The 17,828-nt window shown below is 42.0% G+C and carries 16 protein-coding genes; 12 read left to right on the top strand and 4 right to left on the bottom strand.

Going from position 1 to position 17,828, the window contains the following annotated elements; translation table 11 throughout:
• The first annotated feature begins 22 nt into the window (after positions 1–22).
• Genes P8X24_RS07230 through P8X24_RS07220 form a run of 3 tightly spaced genes read left to right on the top strand, consistent with a single transcriptional unit; the run spans position 23 to position 2,255 of the window.
• Positions 23–340: a hypothetical protein gene (locus tag P8X24_RS07230; RefSeq protein ID WP_372914909.1), complete on the top strand. Its 318-nt coding sequence runs from the start codon at positions 23–25 to the stop codon at positions 338–340.
• Between the two features lie 32 nt (positions 341–372).
• Entirely contained in the window at positions 373–2,010 is a 1,638-nt protein-coding gene (locus P8X24_RS07225; protein ID WP_372914907.1) for a PEP/pyruvate-binding domain-containing protein, read from the top strand.
• The gene (locus P8X24_RS07220) at positions 2,007–2,255 is read left to right on the top strand and encodes a hypothetical protein (protein ID WP_372914905.1); all 249 of its coding nucleotides are present in this window, start codon (positions 2,007–2,009) and stop codon (positions 2,253–2,255) included. The genes P8X24_RS07225 and P8X24_RS07220 overlap by 4 nt, the downstream gene beginning before the upstream one ends.
• Before the next feature lie 223 nt (positions 2,256–2,478).
• Here the strand turns inward: P8X24_RS07220 and P8X24_RS07215 are convergent, their stop codons facing one another.
• The 4 genes from P8X24_RS07215 to P8X24_RS07200 all read right to left on the bottom strand — a co-directional run bounded on the left by P8X24_RS07215 (position 2,479) and on the right by P8X24_RS07200 (position 3,689).
• Positions 2,479–2,757 (bottom strand): transglutaminase domain-containing protein, encoded by a 279-nt coding sequence (locus P8X24_RS07215; protein WP_372915338.1) that lies wholly within the window; start codon positions 2,755–2,757, stop codon positions 2,479–2,481.
• A complete protein-coding gene (locus P8X24_RS07210) occupies positions 2,750–3,007 on the bottom strand; it encodes a hypothetical protein (RefSeq protein ID WP_372914903.1) in 258 nt (85 codons plus the stop codon). Before P8X24_RS07210 ends, P8X24_RS07215 begins: the two co-directional genes overlap by 8 nt.
• Before the next feature lie 132 nt (positions 3,008–3,139).
• Positions 3,140–3,343, bottom strand: coding sequence for a transglutaminase domain-containing protein (locus P8X24_RS07205; RefSeq protein WP_372915336.1), 204 nt, complete (start codon positions 3,341–3,343; stop codon positions 3,140–3,142).
• Positions 3,309–3,689: a hypothetical protein gene (locus tag P8X24_RS07200; protein WP_372915358.1), complete on the bottom strand. Its 381-nt coding sequence runs from the start codon at positions 3,687–3,689 to the stop codon at positions 3,309–3,311. The genes P8X24_RS07205 and P8X24_RS07200 overlap by 35 nt, the downstream gene beginning before the upstream one ends.
• Positions 3,690–3,780: 91 nt before the next feature.
• Here P8X24_RS07200 and P8X24_RS07195 point away from each other — a divergent pair, with 91 nt between their 5' ends.
• From P8X24_RS07195 to P8X24_RS07155, 9 genes are all read left to right on the top strand, one after another.
• Complete coding sequence (locus P8X24_RS07195; protein ID WP_372914901.1) at positions 3,781–4,095, top strand: hypothetical protein; 315 nt, start codon at positions 3,781–3,783, stop codon at positions 4,093–4,095.
• A 698-nt stretch (positions 4,096–4,793) separates the two neighbouring features.
• A complete protein-coding gene (locus P8X24_RS07190) occupies positions 4,794–5,651 on the top strand; it encodes a hypothetical protein (RefSeq protein WP_372914899.1) in 858 nt (285 codons plus the stop codon).
• A 767-nt stretch (positions 5,652–6,418) separates the two neighbouring features.
• The gene (locus P8X24_RS07185) at positions 6,419–6,769 is read left to right on the top strand and encodes a hypothetical protein (RefSeq protein ID WP_372838904.1); all 351 of its coding nucleotides are present in this window, start codon (positions 6,419–6,421) and stop codon (positions 6,767–6,769) included.
• Positions 6,770–7,246 (top strand): putative toxin-antitoxin system toxin component, PIN family, encoded by a 477-nt coding sequence (locus tag P8X24_RS07180; RefSeq protein WP_372914897.1) that lies wholly within the window; start codon positions 6,770–6,772, stop codon positions 7,244–7,246.
• 161 nt (positions 7,247–7,407) lie between these two features.
• Positions 7,408–8,496: an AAA family ATPase gene (locus tag P8X24_RS07175; RefSeq protein ID WP_372914895.1), complete on the top strand. Its 1,089-nt coding sequence runs from the start codon at positions 7,408–7,410 to the stop codon at positions 8,494–8,496.
• Positions 8,497–8,650: 154 nt separating this feature from the next.
• Positions 8,651–9,424, top strand: a complete 774-nt coding sequence (locus P8X24_RS07170; RefSeq protein ID WP_372915334.1) for an S-methyl-5'-thioadenosine phosphorylase — start codon at positions 8,651–8,653, stop codon at positions 9,422–9,424.
• 810 nt (positions 9,425–10,234) lie between these two features.
• Positions 10,235–11,494 (top strand): ORC1-type DNA replication protein, encoded by a 1,260-nt coding sequence (locus tag P8X24_RS07165; protein WP_372914893.1) that lies wholly within the window; start codon positions 10,235–10,237, stop codon positions 11,492–11,494.
• A complete protein-coding gene (locus P8X24_RS07160) occupies positions 11,494–13,485 on the top strand; it encodes a DNA-directed DNA polymerase II small subunit (protein WP_372914891.1) in 1,992 nt (663 codons plus the stop codon). The genes P8X24_RS07165 and P8X24_RS07160 overlap by 1 nt, the downstream gene beginning before the upstream one ends.
• The gene (locus P8X24_RS07155; protein WP_372914889.1) at positions 13,485–17,792 is read left to right on the top strand and encodes a DNA-directed DNA polymerase II large subunit; all 4,308 of its coding nucleotides are present in this window, start codon (positions 13,485–13,487) and stop codon (positions 17,790–17,792) included. Before P8X24_RS07160 ends, P8X24_RS07155 begins: the two co-directional genes overlap by 1 nt.
• The last annotated feature ends 36 nt before the right edge of the window (positions 17,793–17,828 follow it).

Here is a 17,828-nt window from a genome sequence, read left to right as displayed (position 1 = left end):
GAGTCTATTCTGGGGATTCTTTGTGGGAAATATGATTGCACTGTTGTATTATGGAGCTATAGGAGTAGGGAGAGTATCTATAAAAGCAGAGAGAGTCATTGGGAGAGCATATCATGAAGTAAAAGCTCTTAAGAAGGATGCAAAGTATCTTGATAAGGAGATAAAGGAGGAAGAAAGAGATGTCAAGAAAATAAGGAAGGAAATCTCTTCTCTAAAGAAGGAGTTTGAAGATAAGCTACGAGACTTAGAAGGTGATATCAAAGAGGGCTTAAATAAGCTTATATACATAAAATCCAATTATTTGGGATGTCCAGCCCTTCTAAAAAGTTTAGGTATATAAACTTCTTTCATGAAAATTCTCGCTTGGAATTAGTGGGTGGAAAAGGGTCATCCCTTCAAAGGTTATATTCTCAAGGATTTAATGTTCCAAAAGGATTCATAATAAACACTCTCGCATACAGACAGTTCAAAAGAAAAGATTCTCTAGATGAAGTTATTGAGGAAGTAGGAGATGCAATAAAGTACTTGAATATAACATTTCCTCTTATTGCAAGAAGCTCTGCGACGATAGAAGATTCCATATCCCATAGCTTCGCCGGACAATTTGTTTCAATATTTCCCATAAATAGCTTGGAAGAGCTAAGGATAGCTATAGAAAAAATATATGAATCTGTTGAATCTGAAAGGGTAAAGGCATATATGAGATTCTTGGACATAAAGAGAGAAGTAGAAATGGCAGTAGTAGTTCAAGAATTTATAAACACAGATTTTGCGGGAGTATCTTTTTCGAAAGATGTCTTTTCTGATAAAAATGAAGTGATTATTGAAATTGCAAAAGGATTGGGAGAGAATGTTGTCTCAGGGAAAGCAAAAACAAACATATATAGAGTCGATAGAAACTCCCTAAAAATATCTAACAGAGTCATTAGAGAGGAGTCGTTAGACGATATAATCATAACAGAGATCGCCCGAAAAACGCTTGAGATAGAAAAGCTCTTTGGATATCCGGTGGATGTAGAGTTTGGAATCAAGAAAGGTATAATCTATATATTCCAGGCGAGACCTCTAACTCCAAAAAGAAGAAAAGAGATCAAATTTAACGTTCCGAAGGATTGGTCTAAAATAGTAGGAATTCCCACCGGAACAGGAAAATATATCGGAATTGCAAGAATAATCAGAGATAAAAATGATTTAGATAAATTAAAACCCGGAGAAGTGCTGGTATCCAAAACCACTTACAACGATTACATGCCAGATATGTTAAAGGCCGGAGCAATAGTAAATGAGGTCGGAACAATAACATCTCATTCAGCTATAGTTGCAAGAGAATTTGGTATTCCAGCGGTAGTTGGAGCTACCGGAATTTTAAGTGTTGTATATGATGGAATGAAAATCTATGTAGATGCAGATGAGGGAGTAGTTTATTATCCAGGGAGACCTGTTAAGTCTTATCTACTAGAAGAAGCTCACGACATGGTAATAGATCTCGAAGGATGGAAAATGGAAAATCTCTCCAAGGCGGATAAGATATACGTTGTAGCTTATCCCGAGAAAATCTTCGCGCTTGAGAAGATTTCAGGAGCAAACATATTGTATTTCCATCCAGACACTCCAAAAGCTATAAAGAATAATATTCTTTCTAAGTTCAATGCAATTGAAGGTCATCCAGATAAACACTATCTTTACGTAGAGTGGACATATGGTTTTCTCGTTCATAAAGGTCTGAAAGAACTTGTCGACGAGACCAAGAATCTTGTGAGAGACCCTAAGAAATTAGATAAAAAGCTCTACCAGATCATGAAAGATTCTCAGAGAGCAATTTCTAAGGCTTACGAAATATACAAACAAGCTAAGGACGAAAATTCGTTAGAGTTATATTTAGAGGTGCTAAACTTAGTAGATTTATCTTCTAAATATTTCGGGATAGCGAATACGCTAATCCCTCTTGGATATGGGATGAGAAGGCTAAGAGATCTTGCGAGAGAATATGGAGATCCTAAAAAATCTTGATAGATATTGATTCATATAGAGGTACTGAGCTGTATAACCTATATAAGGTCTTAGACAAATGGAAGTTCTTATCAGATGATATGGACGTTTGGGATGCAAGAAAACAATTATGGAATGCCACTTGTAGGAGATTAAAAGAAAATTATGGGCTGGATCCAAATAGGTATATACGTTATGGGAGTGGCTATTGGTTTGATAGAGAAGTCGAAAGGCGCTTTGGAATAGTAAGAGAGTACTACATATAAGCTAAGCTATGACTTTTGTATACTATATTTCTAAGTATAAAGATTATTTTGAGGCAATACCATTAAATAAAATATATTTTTATGGAAAAACTAAATATCGAACCGTCTTAATAGCACATAGCCCGCCAATAAAACATTTCCTCTTAATCTTTTCTAAGTGTTCCTCCCCAAGCTTATGAGCCATTTTGTTGACAAATTCCTCGTTGTAAAATATCGTATCAAGCTATAAACAAACGAGAATCGCTGTAGGATAGCCAAAAGATCTCAAAATAGATGAAGAGAGAATTGAATATGAAGAGCATCCTCCTCTTTTCCGGGCTTTCATTAACTCAGAAGCAGAGTAAATTTTGTCACAATGCGCAATATCCGAATCATAAGAGAATTCGGAGCTGATAATCCTCCAAATAGATTTCAGATCTACTTTATCATAGTTCTCTCGAAGATAAGAAATAAATTCAGGATTCGGGCGAGTATATTTTCTGAGGGACAAAAATTTACTCATCATCACAGCCATCATAGAACCACCACTCATATCCTGCACTCCTAAACTTCGCTTTCAGAAAATCTGTATCACTAATTTCCCTCAAAATTCTCTCTAAGTTGGATAAATTGTTGTCGATGCTCGAGGGACTCTTCAGACTTGGAGCTATGGAAAGATACCCTATGATATCAATGTTTAGCTCGGGATAGAACTCTCGAGAAGAGTATCCGAGCCCGATGTTAAGTGCCCTGTAAACGGACTCCTCCGCCATATAACTTGAAATTGCTTTCAATAGCTAATAATTATCTTTCTTTTCGACGTTGTACAAGAATGAAATTATTTTACAGTATCTCCGCGAAAACTTTCCCTTTCAGCCAGTAATCTCTCGAATCTATCCCACCTCTCAAGAGAGTTCAGTCGAACGACGCAGCAAGTGGGATACAGGTTTTCCCGAAGCATCCAGTTCAACCCATTTGTCATTTATTTTAACCTCAACCCATGCGTGAGTCGCCTCCACACTTCTCGGGGTTTTATCGAGATTAGTCAAAAATATGCCTCCAATCATCCGGACTTCAAGTCCGAGATCCTTGAGATATTTCGCGAACATCTTGTTTCGAATTCCACATTGGTTGTCCCATCTCGGATTGTAATATTCCCAGAATGGAGAGTCTCCCCCGAGAATGCTCGTTTTTAACCTTAGCGTCAATGTAATCTTTCAAAAAGATAAATAGATCCTCGTAAGTTTCGATTAAATGTTTCACTCCCTCGAGTTCCGGCAAGGTAATCTTGAAATCCAACGGTCTTTCAAGAAGTTCAATTATCTTCTTAGGAGTATCCCGAACTTTTATCAGGAAGAGGTCTTCATCAACTTTTTTGATCTTCTCGTGATAATTATTGGCAATAGACAAGTCCACATCTTCCTCAGGAATTCTAAGAAAAAGCTGAATTATCATATTTAAAGAAAACAGCATAAATTTTATGGAAGATTACCAGTATAGATTTTCTCCTAAATATAGCAGATATTCGAGGACTTGGGGCCGTCATATGAGAAGCTGGCCCAGAAGATTGCTTGGAATAGAACCATTTCAAGATACAGAGGAATACAATATTGATTCGTTGTCAAATTTTGATAGGGCTATTCTACAGGCTTACATAGGGGAATATAAAGTAAATATCCCAAATTTTTCAATTTTGGTAAGGAAGCTTTCAGTGAAAGATAATCTCGATGAGATGTTGTCAAAAGAAGGAAAGGAAATAAAAGATCTCCAAGACATGTCTGAAAGGTTGAGGATGATAGTCTCTGAATCAAGGAAAGCATTTTCAGAGGTTTACAAGACACCCAGCCAATTTCTGGATTGAAGGTTGGTGAGAGGAAGCTCAAGTCCTTAGGAAGGAGAAATATTCAATCAAGCCCTCAAACTCGAAATACATCATTCCACATCGTTAAATTATTCCTCATTCTACAGGAACTCAAGTAGCTCCCCTACTTTGTCGTCGTTATGTATTAATTGTTAATAAATTTTTGACATTTCACCAAATATCAAAAATAGCATCTGAAAACTTAGACCACTCGCTGAGGTATGCTTTTATATAAGCTGTCCTACCGACCATTTCTATGGAGAAGCCATTATAACAACATAATATGGCCCGAACTAATAAACTCTTGAGTTATTCCGTTAAATACGTTAAGATAATTCCCCAAAAATTCCGGTTTCAAAGTAGTAAAAATCAATGTAAAATTATCAAATTTTTTAATAATTTTTGAATGTTATCCCAAAAATTTTTTGGAAATTTGATATTTAGTTAACATTAGAGGCTAAAATCTTTAAATAATACTAAGGTGGGTCATTACCCCAGGTGACATTATGGCAAGTGCATGTGATTATTCTCTCAATAAATTCAGCTACAAAAAGGAGTGTCTTATTGGCCGAGATAAAGAATTTAATGATCTATACAAGGCCCTTAATAGCATTGATCCCAACACACAAATTTAGATAGACCTTGAAAAATTTGGACTTGAAGAAAAAACAAACATTAATTACGAAACCGAGAATAAAGTGTTTCAAGAAATTGCCACAAAAATCTGCACACAAGCACTAACTCATAATTTAATTAAACATTCCTCTCCTCTTTATGGAAAGGTTATTCAAATTATTGAATCCACAAGAACTGAGGGGGAAATTGGAGGAGCATTCAAGGTAATTCCAGGACTTTTTTCAAAACTTATAAAAGGATATCAAAAAACCACCGTCAGAAAAATGTGTGAAAGTTTAACACTGGAGGATGTTCTCCTGTCTTTAAAACCTAAGACAAGGATCTTTTTTGATGAGGTACAATGCTTAGGACCTCTAATAACGAAATTTGCAAAGATTTTAAGAACAGTTATCCAAACCCTTGAAGATCCAAAAGAAATGCCTTGGTTTATTATTAGCGGATCAGTTGCAAGTGCAACAAACTTATTTGAAATGAAAGCTCTAAAACAAGCTTTCCTTGGAGAAGTGAAAGTTATTAATGTCTCTCCACTTTCTCCCGAAAAGTCAACAGAGTTGCTTTTAATGTGTCTCGCACAAAAAGGGGTTATCTCTAAGCAGAAACTCAAAGATGATGAATTTAAGGAACTTGTTAAAGGTGCCATAATGGAAATTAGTGGAATACCAAGGGCGTTATTAAAATACTGCCAAAAGATTAATAAAGTTGGAGAAATATTCTCAGAGAAAAGCAAACTTGAAATAAACATGATTGAAATTGCCAAAGAGGAGCTCCAACATATTGCCATGTTTGCCGTTGCTAAGACCCTCGCAGACGGCATCAAGATAAAAATTTCTGATACACTCTCACGAAAAATAGCAAGAGCTTACAAAGTGATGAGTGAAGAAAAAATGGCAAGCCACTATTGTTCACTGCTTCAAAAATAAAAAAATAGCCCAATAAAACTTAATGAGAAACTTACAGATAATCTCATTCAAACGCTACTCGACCAAGGTATTCTTAAAGAACATAAGACAAAGAACATAACATACTATGAAATGCCCCTCCCTATCTACCGAAAAGCCGCCAAAAAAATGAACAAGGCCTTTTCTAAAGACAAACTTAACCTCATAAAAAGCTGGGCCAACCTTAAATAACTATGGCCTCCCACGTGGTATGAAACCATGACTTCGGATATTCCCATAATAATTAATGTACTCAAGACCTAAAGTTCTACTTTTCTTCTATTATCTCACAGATTTCTTGGATTTGTTTTCTTTTGGAGCTAAGGAAACATCAAAACCACGGCTAACTTCAAACTGAAGCTTCAGACTCAAGAATAAGTTCTCTAATTAGCTTATTTAATTCTCGCTTATTCATTCTAGCTATCATCTCGCTGGAAGATCCTCCATAGTAATTTCGGTTGGCATTTTTCACCTAATTCTCTTTAAGGTATTTTTTTGGAATAAATAGCTTACGCAATCTTAATGAAAAAGCTAATGGATTTAGCATTGCCCCAACCTGTATCGATCCCAACATAGGACCAGCCCTCTCGATCTTCACAAGCTTTTGAAATGCTATGTTGACTTGCTAGCAAGATATAAATGATTAGCTTAGACTGACAGAAAAATATCAAACCAGCATATTTCAGGAACTTTGGAACAAGAAACAATTTTATATCTCTTTTTAAATAGTGCAATTGAGGGGTAAGCTCGTGGCATCTGACGTTGAAAAGGTTATTAGGCTTTTTCAAAGGCGGGAGACACAAGAGGCAGTGAGTGAGTGGATAGTCCAACTAGCAAAGAAGATCCATGAGAGGCCAGAAGACATAATATGGTTCTTTGAAGAGTTGAGAAAAAGGAAGGAATGGGATAAGAAACTTGAAGAGCTTGAAAAATCTACAGAGGATCTATCACCAGAGGATCTTTTTGAGCTTGCAGTTAAGGAGGCCGAAAGCACTCCTGAAATTCACAAGAGTACAGAGGAACTTTTGATTGAAGCAAGGAGAAATATCAGGAAATTCAAGAGGATCGAGAACAAGCTAAAGCATGTTGGAGTGATTTAAATGGCAATAAGAGTAGTCCTTGATACATCTATCTTGGTTAGTGCGCTTAAATCTAGAAATCCTCAACGTTCTCCAGCGTGGAGAATTTTAAGGGCCCTCGTTACAGGGAAAGTAGAGAATTACCTCAGCAGGGATATATACGAAGAGATGAGCCGAGTTCTCATGGAGATAGCTGGAGGAACAGAAAAGGAACTTCTGGCCCTCCAGATACTTACCTTGGTAAAGAGGAAAAGCACTATTATCAGTCCAAAGCCCAAGTTTTCCAATAATCACGAATTTCTTGAAAAGCTAAAGGATCCAGATGATGCAAAATTTTTCGACGTTGCGTATTCCGCCAACGCTGAGTACATTATCTCAGAAAACACAAAGCATATCATCCAGATAAGGGACAGGAAAACTAAAACGTACAGCTTTAATGGAAGAAAGGTCAAAATACTCAGGGCAAAAGAGTTCATAGAGGAGCTTTCCTTGAAATGACAATGTAAACCACAGCCACCCAAAGGACAGTAAGCGAGAGAATTAATGAACTATTCAAAGATATGGACCAAGGTACTAGGAAAGAAACCCATGAAGCATATATTCATTGTTTACAGAAAGTTTTAAAATGTCGCCCCATCACTAGTGATGGGGTGTTCACTTTGTTCAGCACGAGACCTATAAGAAATGAGAAAGACCTGTTTGGGAGGAGACATAGGGAAGCGGTAAGAAAGCTTAACAAAGCTGTAGAGGAGGGGGACTTTGCCGCAATTCTTGGTCCGAGAAGGGTTGGGAAAACAAGCGTAATAAATGTCTTCCTTAATAAGTACGGTTCAAAATACAAGTACCTCTATTATGATCTGGCATTTGGAATGGGTCAGGAGGCGATAAGCTACACGGAGCTCGTACCAGTCATGAGTAACATCTCTGAAGAAGACCTTGACTACTCTGCAACGCTAAGCCTCGGAATAGTTAGGATGGACATAAGGCCCAGGAAAGTTGTAGAATTTCAAAATGCATTCCTTAATTTACTCAGGTTCCTAAATAAAAGGGGAGAGAAGGTCGTCATTATATTCGATGAAGCCCAAGTGCTTCCCCGATTTGCGCCTTTAAACATGCTCGGCATGCTCCAAACAATTTCTGATGGATTCGAGAATGTAACGGTAGTTCTTTCTGGCTCGATGCCCGGACTACTTGAAAGGATACTGAACCCAAGCGAAGATAAACCCTTCTTTGCGAGGTATGTCGAGAAGATACACGTTTCACGGTGGAAGCTTGAGGAGAGTGTAGAGTACCTCAAGAGAGGGCTTGCGAAAATAGGATACACCGAGGATGAACTAGTTGAGGCTGCAACAGAGCTTTCAAACGTTCCCGGCTTTTTGGCCTATTACGGCAGGCTCAGGGTTAATGGAGAGCCCCATGATAAAGCACTACTTGCAACAGTAGAATATGCTGTGAAGTTGTGGAAGCTGGATGTTAGAAACTTTATCAGGATTTATAAGTCCCCTGCATATGTTGTTGCACTAAAAAAGGTTGCAAAAGGGCCTTCTTTTGGCGTTACCACTGAGGAGATACTTGCAGAGGTTACCTCGCTTACTGGGATCTCAGAGAGGAGGGCAAAAAGCGTGCTGAGGAACCTCGTCGATGGGGGCTTACTAATAAAACCAAAGAGAGGAATTTATCAAATCCCCGAAAAACCACTGAGAAAAGCAATTCTCGAACTTCAAGATAGGGATGTTTATAATATCTAACTTTACTTGCCTAGCTAACTATATTGGCAAAACTCTTACCTCTGAGAAATCCTTTATAAGTCTGACAGAGGTGAAATTCTAAAAGGGCTCCCCAATTTCCACTGGAAAAGCAACTCTTATATGCACAATGAGATCAATCTAAACGGTGGTTGCCATGCCCAAGGTAGGAATAATAGGCGGTTCTGGTGTTTATGGAGTCTTCGAGCCCAAGGAAACCGTGAAGGTGCACACCCCATATGGAAGGCCTTCAGCTCCAGTGGAAATAGGGGAGATAGAGGGAGTTGAAGTTGCATTCATCCCAAGGCACGGGAAGTACCACGAGTTCCCCCCACATGAAGTTCCCTACCGCGCAAACATATGGGCCCTCAAGGAACTCGGGGTTAAGAGGGTAATAGGAATTAATGCAGTCGGCTCCCTTAAGGAGGAGTACAAGCCTGGGGACATCGTGATAATTGACCAGTTCATAGACTTCACGAAGAAGAGGGAGTACACCTTCTACAACGGCCCAAAGGTTGCTCATATAAGCATGGCCGATCCCTTCTGCCCAGAACTCAGGAGGATATTCATAGAGACGGCAAAGGAGCTAAACCTACCAGTGCACGAAAAGGGAACGTACATATGCATTGAAGGACCAAGGTTCTCAACGAGGGCAGAATCAAGGATGTTCAGGCAGTTTGCTGACGTCATAGGGATGACCCTCGTTCCAGAGGTAAACCTCGCGAGAGAGTTAGGGATGTGCTACGTTAACATTTCAACTGTCACCGACTACGACGTTTGGGCTGAGAAGCCGGTAGATGCTCAGGAAGTTCTTAGGGTTATGAAAGAGAATGAAGAAAAGGTGCAGAGGCTCCTCAGGAAGGCAATTCCAAAGATACCTGAGGAGAGGAAGTGCGGATGTGCTGACGTCTTAAAGACGGCCTTTGTCTGAACGTTTCTATTTTTATCTTAAAACCCCCAGAGTTTCATTTCCACTGGAACTTCTCTGGGGAAGTACCCAACAAAAATTTTCTTGAGGGCTCAGATATTTACAAACTTACAATATATGACCCGTGTTATCTTTACGTTTGTCAACAAACGTTTGTTCATTTAATGCACATTTTTGAACATTTAAACTATTTATTTTTTCATGAAAAGCATGATTTCACTTATAAAATGTTCAGAGAAAATTATTTAAATAGGAAATCGAGCTAATATGGGAGAGTGTTTGTACTGGATAAAAATTTAATTATTCTAGGTGTTTGCCCGCGAGTTCCAGTGGAAATGAAACTCTGGGGGGTTTCACTTCCGTTTAACTTTAGCTGAACTTTTAATCGAATATGCTTAACAAAATTGGACAAAAATGGTTAATAACGCCTAAATTTTTATGTGCAAATTTGTTCATTGGATTTCCACAGGAAATTTTTGTGTGCATTGGTCTTTGTAAACCATGTCTCGTGGAGCATCTTGGGGGTTCTAAGGAATTTCTTGTGAAAGCTTTTCATATGAGAAATATTTCAATATTAATTTTGACATCATCATGTATAAGCAAAGCATAAAAACTCTGAGTGAAAGATAACCGTTGCTTTCCACTGGTTCGTGTGCTTCCTGTGGAAATGATGTCCCTAGTGTGATGATTCCACTTGAAAATCATACCTTAATGTCACGCTTATTTAAAGTCAGTTAACAAAATGAGTTTCATTTCCACTGGAAATAAAGGACATGTCATTAAAAAAGCATAATTTCCAATGGAGGGTCATTGATGGACAGAGGTGAGCAGTTGCACCTTGATAAGCTCTTTGAGAAGTTGCTCAAGGCAAGGAAAATATTCAAGAACAAGGAGGTGCTTAGGCATAGCTATACTCCCAAGGATCTACCCCACAGGCACGAGCAGATAGAGACCCTTGCTCAAATCTTGGTTCCTGTCCTAAGGGGTGAAACTCCCTCAAATATCTTCGTGTATGGCAAGACCGGAACCGGAAAGACTGTAACGGTAAAGTTCGTCACTGAGGAGTTGAAGAAGATATCTAAGAAGTACAACATTCCCGTGGATGTTATCTACATCAACTGTGAAATTACTGACACCCATTACAGAGTTCTCGCCAACATCGTTAACCACTTCAAGCACGAAACGGGGATAGAAGTCCCCTTAGTTGGATGGCCTACAGATGAGGTCTACGCGAAGCTCAAGCAGGTAATAGACATGAAGGAGAGGTTCGTGATAATAGTCCTTGACGAGATAGATAAGCTCGTGAAGAAGAGCGGAGATGAAGTTCTCTACTCCCTAACGAGGATAAACACCGAGCTTAAGAGGGCTAAGGTTAGCGTTATAGGGATATCAAACGACCTGAAGTTCAAGGAGTACCTTGACCCAAGGGTTCTCTCGAGCTTGAGCGAGGAGGAGGTCGTCTTCCCGCCGTACGATGCCAATCAGCTTAGGGATATCCTCATGCAGAGGGCTGAAGAGGCCTTTTATCCTGGGGTTCTAGACGAGGGTGTAATCCCATTATGTGCTGCTTTAGCCGCGAGAGAGCATGGGGACGCTAGAAAGGCCCTTGACCTGTTGAGGGTGGCTGGGGAGATCGCTGAAAGGGAAGGTGCTGATAAGGTAACCGAGAGCCACGTATGGAAGGCCCAGGAGAAGATAGAGCAGGACATGATGGAGGAGGTAATAAAAACTCTGCCTCTCCAGTCCAAGGTTCTCTTGTATGCAATAGTCCTTCTGGATGAGAATGGGGATTTGCCGGCGAATACGGGTGAAGTTTATTCCGTTTACAGGGATCTGTGCGAGTACATAGACCTCGAGCCCCTCACCCAGAGGAGGATAAGCGATCTCATAAACGAGCTTGACATGCTCGGCATAATTAATGCGAAAGTCGTAAGTAAGGGGAGGTACGGTAGGACAAAAGAGATAAGGCTCAACGTTACTCCATATAAGATAAGGAATGTGTTTAGGTACGACTACACAATACAGCCCCTCTTGGCAATTTCTCTTAAAAGCGAGCAGCGGAGGCTGGTTTGATGGATGAGTTTGTTAGGAGCCTAATTAAGAACAATTACCTCTTAACCCCTGCAGCCTATTACATCCTCGTCGAGCATTTTAGGCGGGGAGAGTTCTCGTTAGCGGAACTGATAAAGTTTGCAAAGTCTCGGGGGACTTTCATAATTGATGATGCAATTGCGAGTGAGTTCTTGAAGGTGAGGGGTCTCGAGGCTCCAGTGGAAGAAAAGGTGGGTTACATTTCCACTGGAAAAATCGAGCAGACAACACCTGAATCTCATGAGGAACAAATAATTACTGAGGGAACTCAAGAAAAAGAACAATTCTCGGCTGAAATCGTAGAAGAAGTTAAAATGGCTGAAGAAAATGTTTCAGCCGGGGAGAGTTATATTTCCACTGGAACCTCTAGTGAAACACTGTCGTCATCATCCTCTGTTGTCTCAGAAGAGGGTATCATAGAGGAAATTTCTGAAAGGGAGAGTTCTATTTCCACTGGAAATGAGGCCCAAGAATTTGAAGTTCCTGAAGACGTTTTTGGTGTAATTGAAGAGCAGCAAGAGCTCCTTTCTAATGGAAATGGGGAGGAGAATAATAACGGTGAAACTGTTGTGCTCACAAAATACGGCCTCCCCATGGTCTATGGTCCAGAAGAAATAACCGAGAAGAAGGAGTATTCTATTTATGAAGGCTTCACCATTGAGCCAAATCCCAACTTTACATATGCTCAAATAGAGCCCGACTATGAGGTTAAATTCGACGTGAGGCACGTGAAGCTGAAGCCTCCAAAGGCCAAGAATGCTAACGGAAAAGAGGGCGAGATAATAGTGGAGGCCTACGCCTCCCTCTTCAGGAGTAGGCTAAAAAAGTTGAGGAGGATACTCAGGGAAAATCCGGAAATAAAGACCGTGGTGGATATAGCTAAGTTGAGGTACGTTAAGGGGGATGAGGAGGTAACTATAATAGGCCTCGTCAACGACAAAAGAGAGACGAACAAAGGTTTGATATTTGAGATTGAGGATCAAACTGGAAGAGTTAAGGTGTTCCTGCCCAAAGACTCTGAAGACTACCGCGATGCCTTTAAAGTTCTCCCAGATGCAGTCGTTGCATTCAAGGGATTCTATTCAAAGAAGGGCATATTCTTCGCTAATAAATTCTACCTCCCGGATGTCCCGCTCTACAGGAAGCAGAAACCTCCACTGGAAGAGAAGGTCTATGCCATACTCATAAGCGATATCCACGTTGGTAGCAAGGAGTTCTGTGAGAAGGCCTTCATGAAGTTCTTGGAGTGGCTGAATGGTTACGTTGAAACCAAGGAAGAGGAGGAAATAGTTAGTAGGGTCAAGTACCTCATAATAGCCGGTGACGTTGTGGATGGCATAGGTGTTTACCCTGGCCAGTACTCAGACCTCATAATCCCTGATATATTCGACCAGTACGAGGCCTTGGCAAACCTCCTCGCAAACGTTCCCAAGCACATAACAATGTTTATCGGCCCAGGAAACCACGATGCCGCAAGGCCCGCGATACCTCAACCAGAGTTTTACGAGGAGTATGCTAAACCTATCTACAAACTAAAGAACGCTGTAATCATAAGCAATCCTGCGGTGATAAGGCTACACGGCAGGGACTTCCTAATAGCCCACGGGAGGGGAATTGAGGATGTAGTTTCTTTCGTCCCTGGGCTAACCCATCACAAGCCGGGCCTGCCGATGGTTGAATTGCTGAAGATGAGGCATCTTGCTCCAACCTTCGGCGGAAAGGTTCCCATAGCTCCAGACCCTGAAGATCTGCTCGTTATAGAGGAAGTTCCGGATTTGGTTCAGATGGGCCACGTTCACGTGTATGATGCCGTGGTTTACAGGGGGATTCAACTCGTTAACTCCGCGACTTGGCAGGCACAGACCGAGTTCCAGAAGATGGTGAACATAGTCCCCACCCCAGGAAAGGTTCCCGTTGTAGATGTTGAGAGTGCGAAGGTTGTGAAAGTTCTTGACTTTAGCAGGTGGTGCTGATGGATCTTCCACAGGAAATGAAGGAGTACTTCGAGATGCTTCAGCGTGAGATCGATAGGGCCTATGAGATAGCGAAGAAGGCGAGGGCCCAGGGTAAGGATCCCTCAACTGACGTGGAGATACCACAAGCCACCGACATGGCTGGGAGAGTTGAGAGCTTAGTTGGTCCCCCTGGCGTTGCTGAGAGAATTAGGGAGCTCGTTAAGGAGTATGGTAAGGAGATTGCGGCATTGAAGATAGTTGACGAGATAATTGAGGGGAAATTTGGGGACTTCGGGAGTAAGGAGAAGTACGCTGAACAGGCCGTGAGGACTGCTTTAGCGATACTTACCGAGGGAATAGTTTCAGCTCCTATAGAAGGGATAGCTGATGTTAAAATAAAGAGGAACACTTGGGCTGATAATAGTGAGTATCTGGCTTTGTACTACGCTGGCCCCATAAGGAGTTCCGGTGGAACCGCTCAGGCTTTGAGCGTCCTCGTTGGTGACTATGTCAGGAGGAAGCTTGGCTTAGACAGGTTTAAGCCGAGTGAAAAGCACATAGAGAGGATGGTTGAGGAAGTTGACCTTTACCACAGGGCTGTAACTAGGTTGCAGTACCATCCCTCCCCAGAGGAAGTTAGGCTGGCAATGAAGAACATTCCTATAGAGATTACAGGCGAAGCTACGGATGACGTTGAGGTTTCTCACAGGGATGTTCCTGGGGTTGAGACGAACCAGCTGAGGGGTGGAGCCATTCTCGTTCTGGCTGAGGGTGTTCTCCAGAAGGCCAAGAAGCTCGTCAAGTACATAGATAAGATGGGCATTGAAGGGTGGGACTGGCTCAAAGAGTTTGTTGAGGCTAAGGAGAAAGGTGAATCAAAAGAGGAGGAAAAGGAGGAGAAGGCCCAGGAAACTGCCGTTGAGGAAGTTAAAGTTAAGGTTGAGAAGGGCTTCTACTACGAGCTCTACGAGAGGTTTAGAGCTGAGATAGCTCCGAGCGATAAGTACGCCAAGGAGATAATCGGTGGAAGACCCTTATTCTCACAACCCTCGGCAAATGGTGGCTTTAGGTTACGTTATGGGAGGAGCAGGGTTAGCGGTTTTGCCACTTGGAGCATAAATCCGGCAACGATGATCCTCGTTGACGAGTTCCTTGCGATAGGAACGCAGATGAAAACCGAAAGGCCGGGAAAGGGAGCGGTTGTGACTCCTGCAACTACGGCTGAGGGGCCAATAGTGAAGCTGAAGGACGGTAGCGTCCTCAGGGTTGATGATTATCAGCTGGCCCTTAAGATTAGGGATCAAGTTGAGGAGATCCTTTACTTGGGCGACGCTATAATAGCCTTTGGAGACTTCGTCGAGAACAATCAAACCTTACTACCAGCAAACTACGTTGAAGAGTGGTGGATTCAGGAGTTCGTTAAGGCAGTTAATGAGGTTTATGAGGTTGAACTAAAACCATTTGAAGAGAATCCAAGGGATGCTGTCGAGGAAGCATCAGAATACTTGGAGGTTGATCCAGACTTCCTTGCAAAGATGTTGTACGACCCCCTAAGGGTTAAGCCGCCTGTCGAGCTTGCCATTCACTTCTCTGAGATACTTGAGATACCTCTCCACCCTTACTACACCCTCTACTGGAACACTTTAAAGCCACATGAAGTTGAGGAGCTCTGGAGGATCCTCAAAGGGAATGCTGAAATTGAATGGGACAGCTTTAGGGGGATAAAGTTTGCGAGAAGGGTTGAAATATCCCTGGAAGTTCTTGGCTATGCAAAGAGGTACCTTGAGCTCTTAGGCCTTCCACACATCGTTAAGGAAGGCAAGGTAATAGTAGATTATCCCTGGGCTGCAGCCCTGCTAACTCCTTTAGGTAATTTGGAGTGGGAGTTCAAGGCTAAGCCTCTCTTCACGGTAATTGACATAATAAATGAGAACAACCAGATTAAGCTTAGGGACAGGGGAATAAGTTGGATTGGGGCAAGAATGGGGAGGCCCGAAAAGGCTAAGGAGAGAAAGATGAAACCCCCTGTTCAAGTTCTATTTCCGATTGGCCTCGCTGGGGGTTCTTCAAGAGATATAAAGAAGGCCGCCGAGGAAGGTAAAACTGCTGAAGTTGAGATAGCATTTTTCAAGTGTCCAAAGTGTGGCCATACTGGCCCCGAGCACCTCTGTCCAAACTGCGGAACTAGGAAAGAACTGATATGGGTCTGTCCTAAGTGTAACGCCGAATATCCGGAGAGTCAAGCCCAGGGTTATGATTACACGTGTCCAAAGTGCAACATTAAGCTTAGACCTTTCGCAAAGAGGAAGATCAAGCCTTCTGAGCTGTTAAACAGGGCTATGGAGAACGTGAAAGTTTACGGAATTGACAAGCTGAAAGGCGTCATGGGAATGACATCAGGCTGGAAGATGGCCGAGCCACTCGAGAAAGGTTTGTTGAGAGCTAAGAATGATGTCTACGTGTTCAAGGATGGAACGATAAGGTTCGATGCTACAGATGCTCCAATAACTCACTTCAGGCCCAGGGAAATAGGTGTCAGTGTTGAGAAGCTTAGGGAGCTCGGTTACACCCACGACTTTGAGGGGAAGCCGCTAGTTAGCGAAGAGCAGATAGTCGAGCTCAAGCCCCAGGATATAATTCTCTCCAAGGAGGCCGGCAAGTACCTGCTGAAGGTTGCTAGGTTTGTTGATGACCTACTTGAGAAGTTCTATGGTCTGCCGAGGTTCTACAACGCCGAGAAGATGGAGGACTTAATTGGCCACCTCGTCATAGGTCTGGCCCCACACACCTCCGCGGGAATTGTGGGTAGGATAATAGGCTTCGTCGACGCTTTAGTTGGCTACGCTCATCCCTACTTCCACGCCGCAAAGAGGAGAAACTGCTTCCCTGGGGACACAACAATACTTGTGCAGATAAACGGAAAGCCAGCGAGGATAACCTTGAAGGAGTTGTATGAGCTCTTCGATGGGGAGAGTTATGAGAACATGGTGTACGTTAAGAGGAAACCTAAGGCCGACATCAAGGTTTATTCCCTCGATCCCGAAACTGGAAAAGTTGTTCTGACGGACATTGAGGACGTTATAAAGGCTCCAGCGACGGATCACCTGATAAGGTTTGAGCTGGAACTCGGGAGGAGCTTTGAAACTACTCCCGATCACCTCGTTTTGGTGTATGAGGATGGAAAGTTCGTGAAGAAGAGGGCGTTTGAGGTTAGGGAGGGTGATTTGATACCTATTTTTGAAGCTGAATTGTCGGACATTCAAGTTGGAGATGTTAGCCTCCTTAAGGTGTCTAAGGTTCAATATGTGGAGCCACCCGAGGATTTCGTGTACTCGCTAAGTGCATCAAAATATCATACTGTAGTAATTAGTAATAATATTACTACTGCAAATTGTGACGGAGATGAGGATTCTGTTATGCTACTCCTAGATGCCCTCCTCAACTTCTCCCGCTACTACCTCCCAGAGAAGAGAGGAGGAAAGATGGATGCTCCACTTGTAATTACTACTCGTCTAGACCCCAGGGAAGTTGACAGCGAAGTACACAATATGGATATAGTCCGCTACTATCCCATCGAATTCTATGAGGCAACTTACGAGCTTAAATCGCCAAAAGAGCTAGTTGGTGTTATAGAAAGAGTTGAAGATAGACTAGGAAAGCCCGAAATGTACTACGGGATAAAGTTTACCCACGACACGGATGACATAGCTTTAGGCCCCAAGCTCAGCCTGTACAAACAGTTGGGAGACATGGAGGAGAAAGTTAGGAGGCAGTTGGAGGTTGCTAAGAGAATAAGAGCGGTAGATGAACACTATGTAGCTGAAACGATCCTCAACTCTCACTTAATTCCAGATTTGAGAGGTAACTTGAGGAGCTTCACGAGGCAGGAGTTTAGGTGTGTTAAGTGCAACACGAAGTTTAGAAGGCCCCCTATGGGTGGCAAGTGTCCCGTATGTGGGGGGAAGATAGTTCTAACTGTCAGCAAAGGTGCAATAGAGAAGTACCTTGGAACGGCTAAGATGCTCGTTACCGAATATAACGTTAAGGACTATACAAGACAGAGGATATGCCTCACTGAGAGAGACATAGATTCTCTCTTTGAGTACCTATTCCCTGAGACACAGCTCACACTCTTGGTGAATCCAAACGATATTTGCCAGAAAATGGTTAAGGCAAGGACTGGTCACGTTAAATCTGGTGGGCTCTTGGAGAACTTCAAATCAAATGAGGAAAGGAAAGAGACCAAAAAGCAGGAGAAAAAAGCAAAAGAAAAGCCTAAGAAGAAGAAAGTGATAAGCTTAGAAGACTTCTTCTCCAAGAAATAACCACAACTTTTAAGTTATCTCTCGAGAATAAATTCC

The sequence above is a fragment of the Pyrococcus kukulkanii genome (assembly GCF_041647995.1).
In the GTDB taxonomy this organism is placed as follows: Archaea; Methanobacteriota_B; Thermococci; order Thermococcales; family Thermococcaceae; genus Pyrococcus.
Note: the sequence above shows the minus strand (reverse complement) of the source record. Positions and strands in the feature narration are given on the sequence as shown.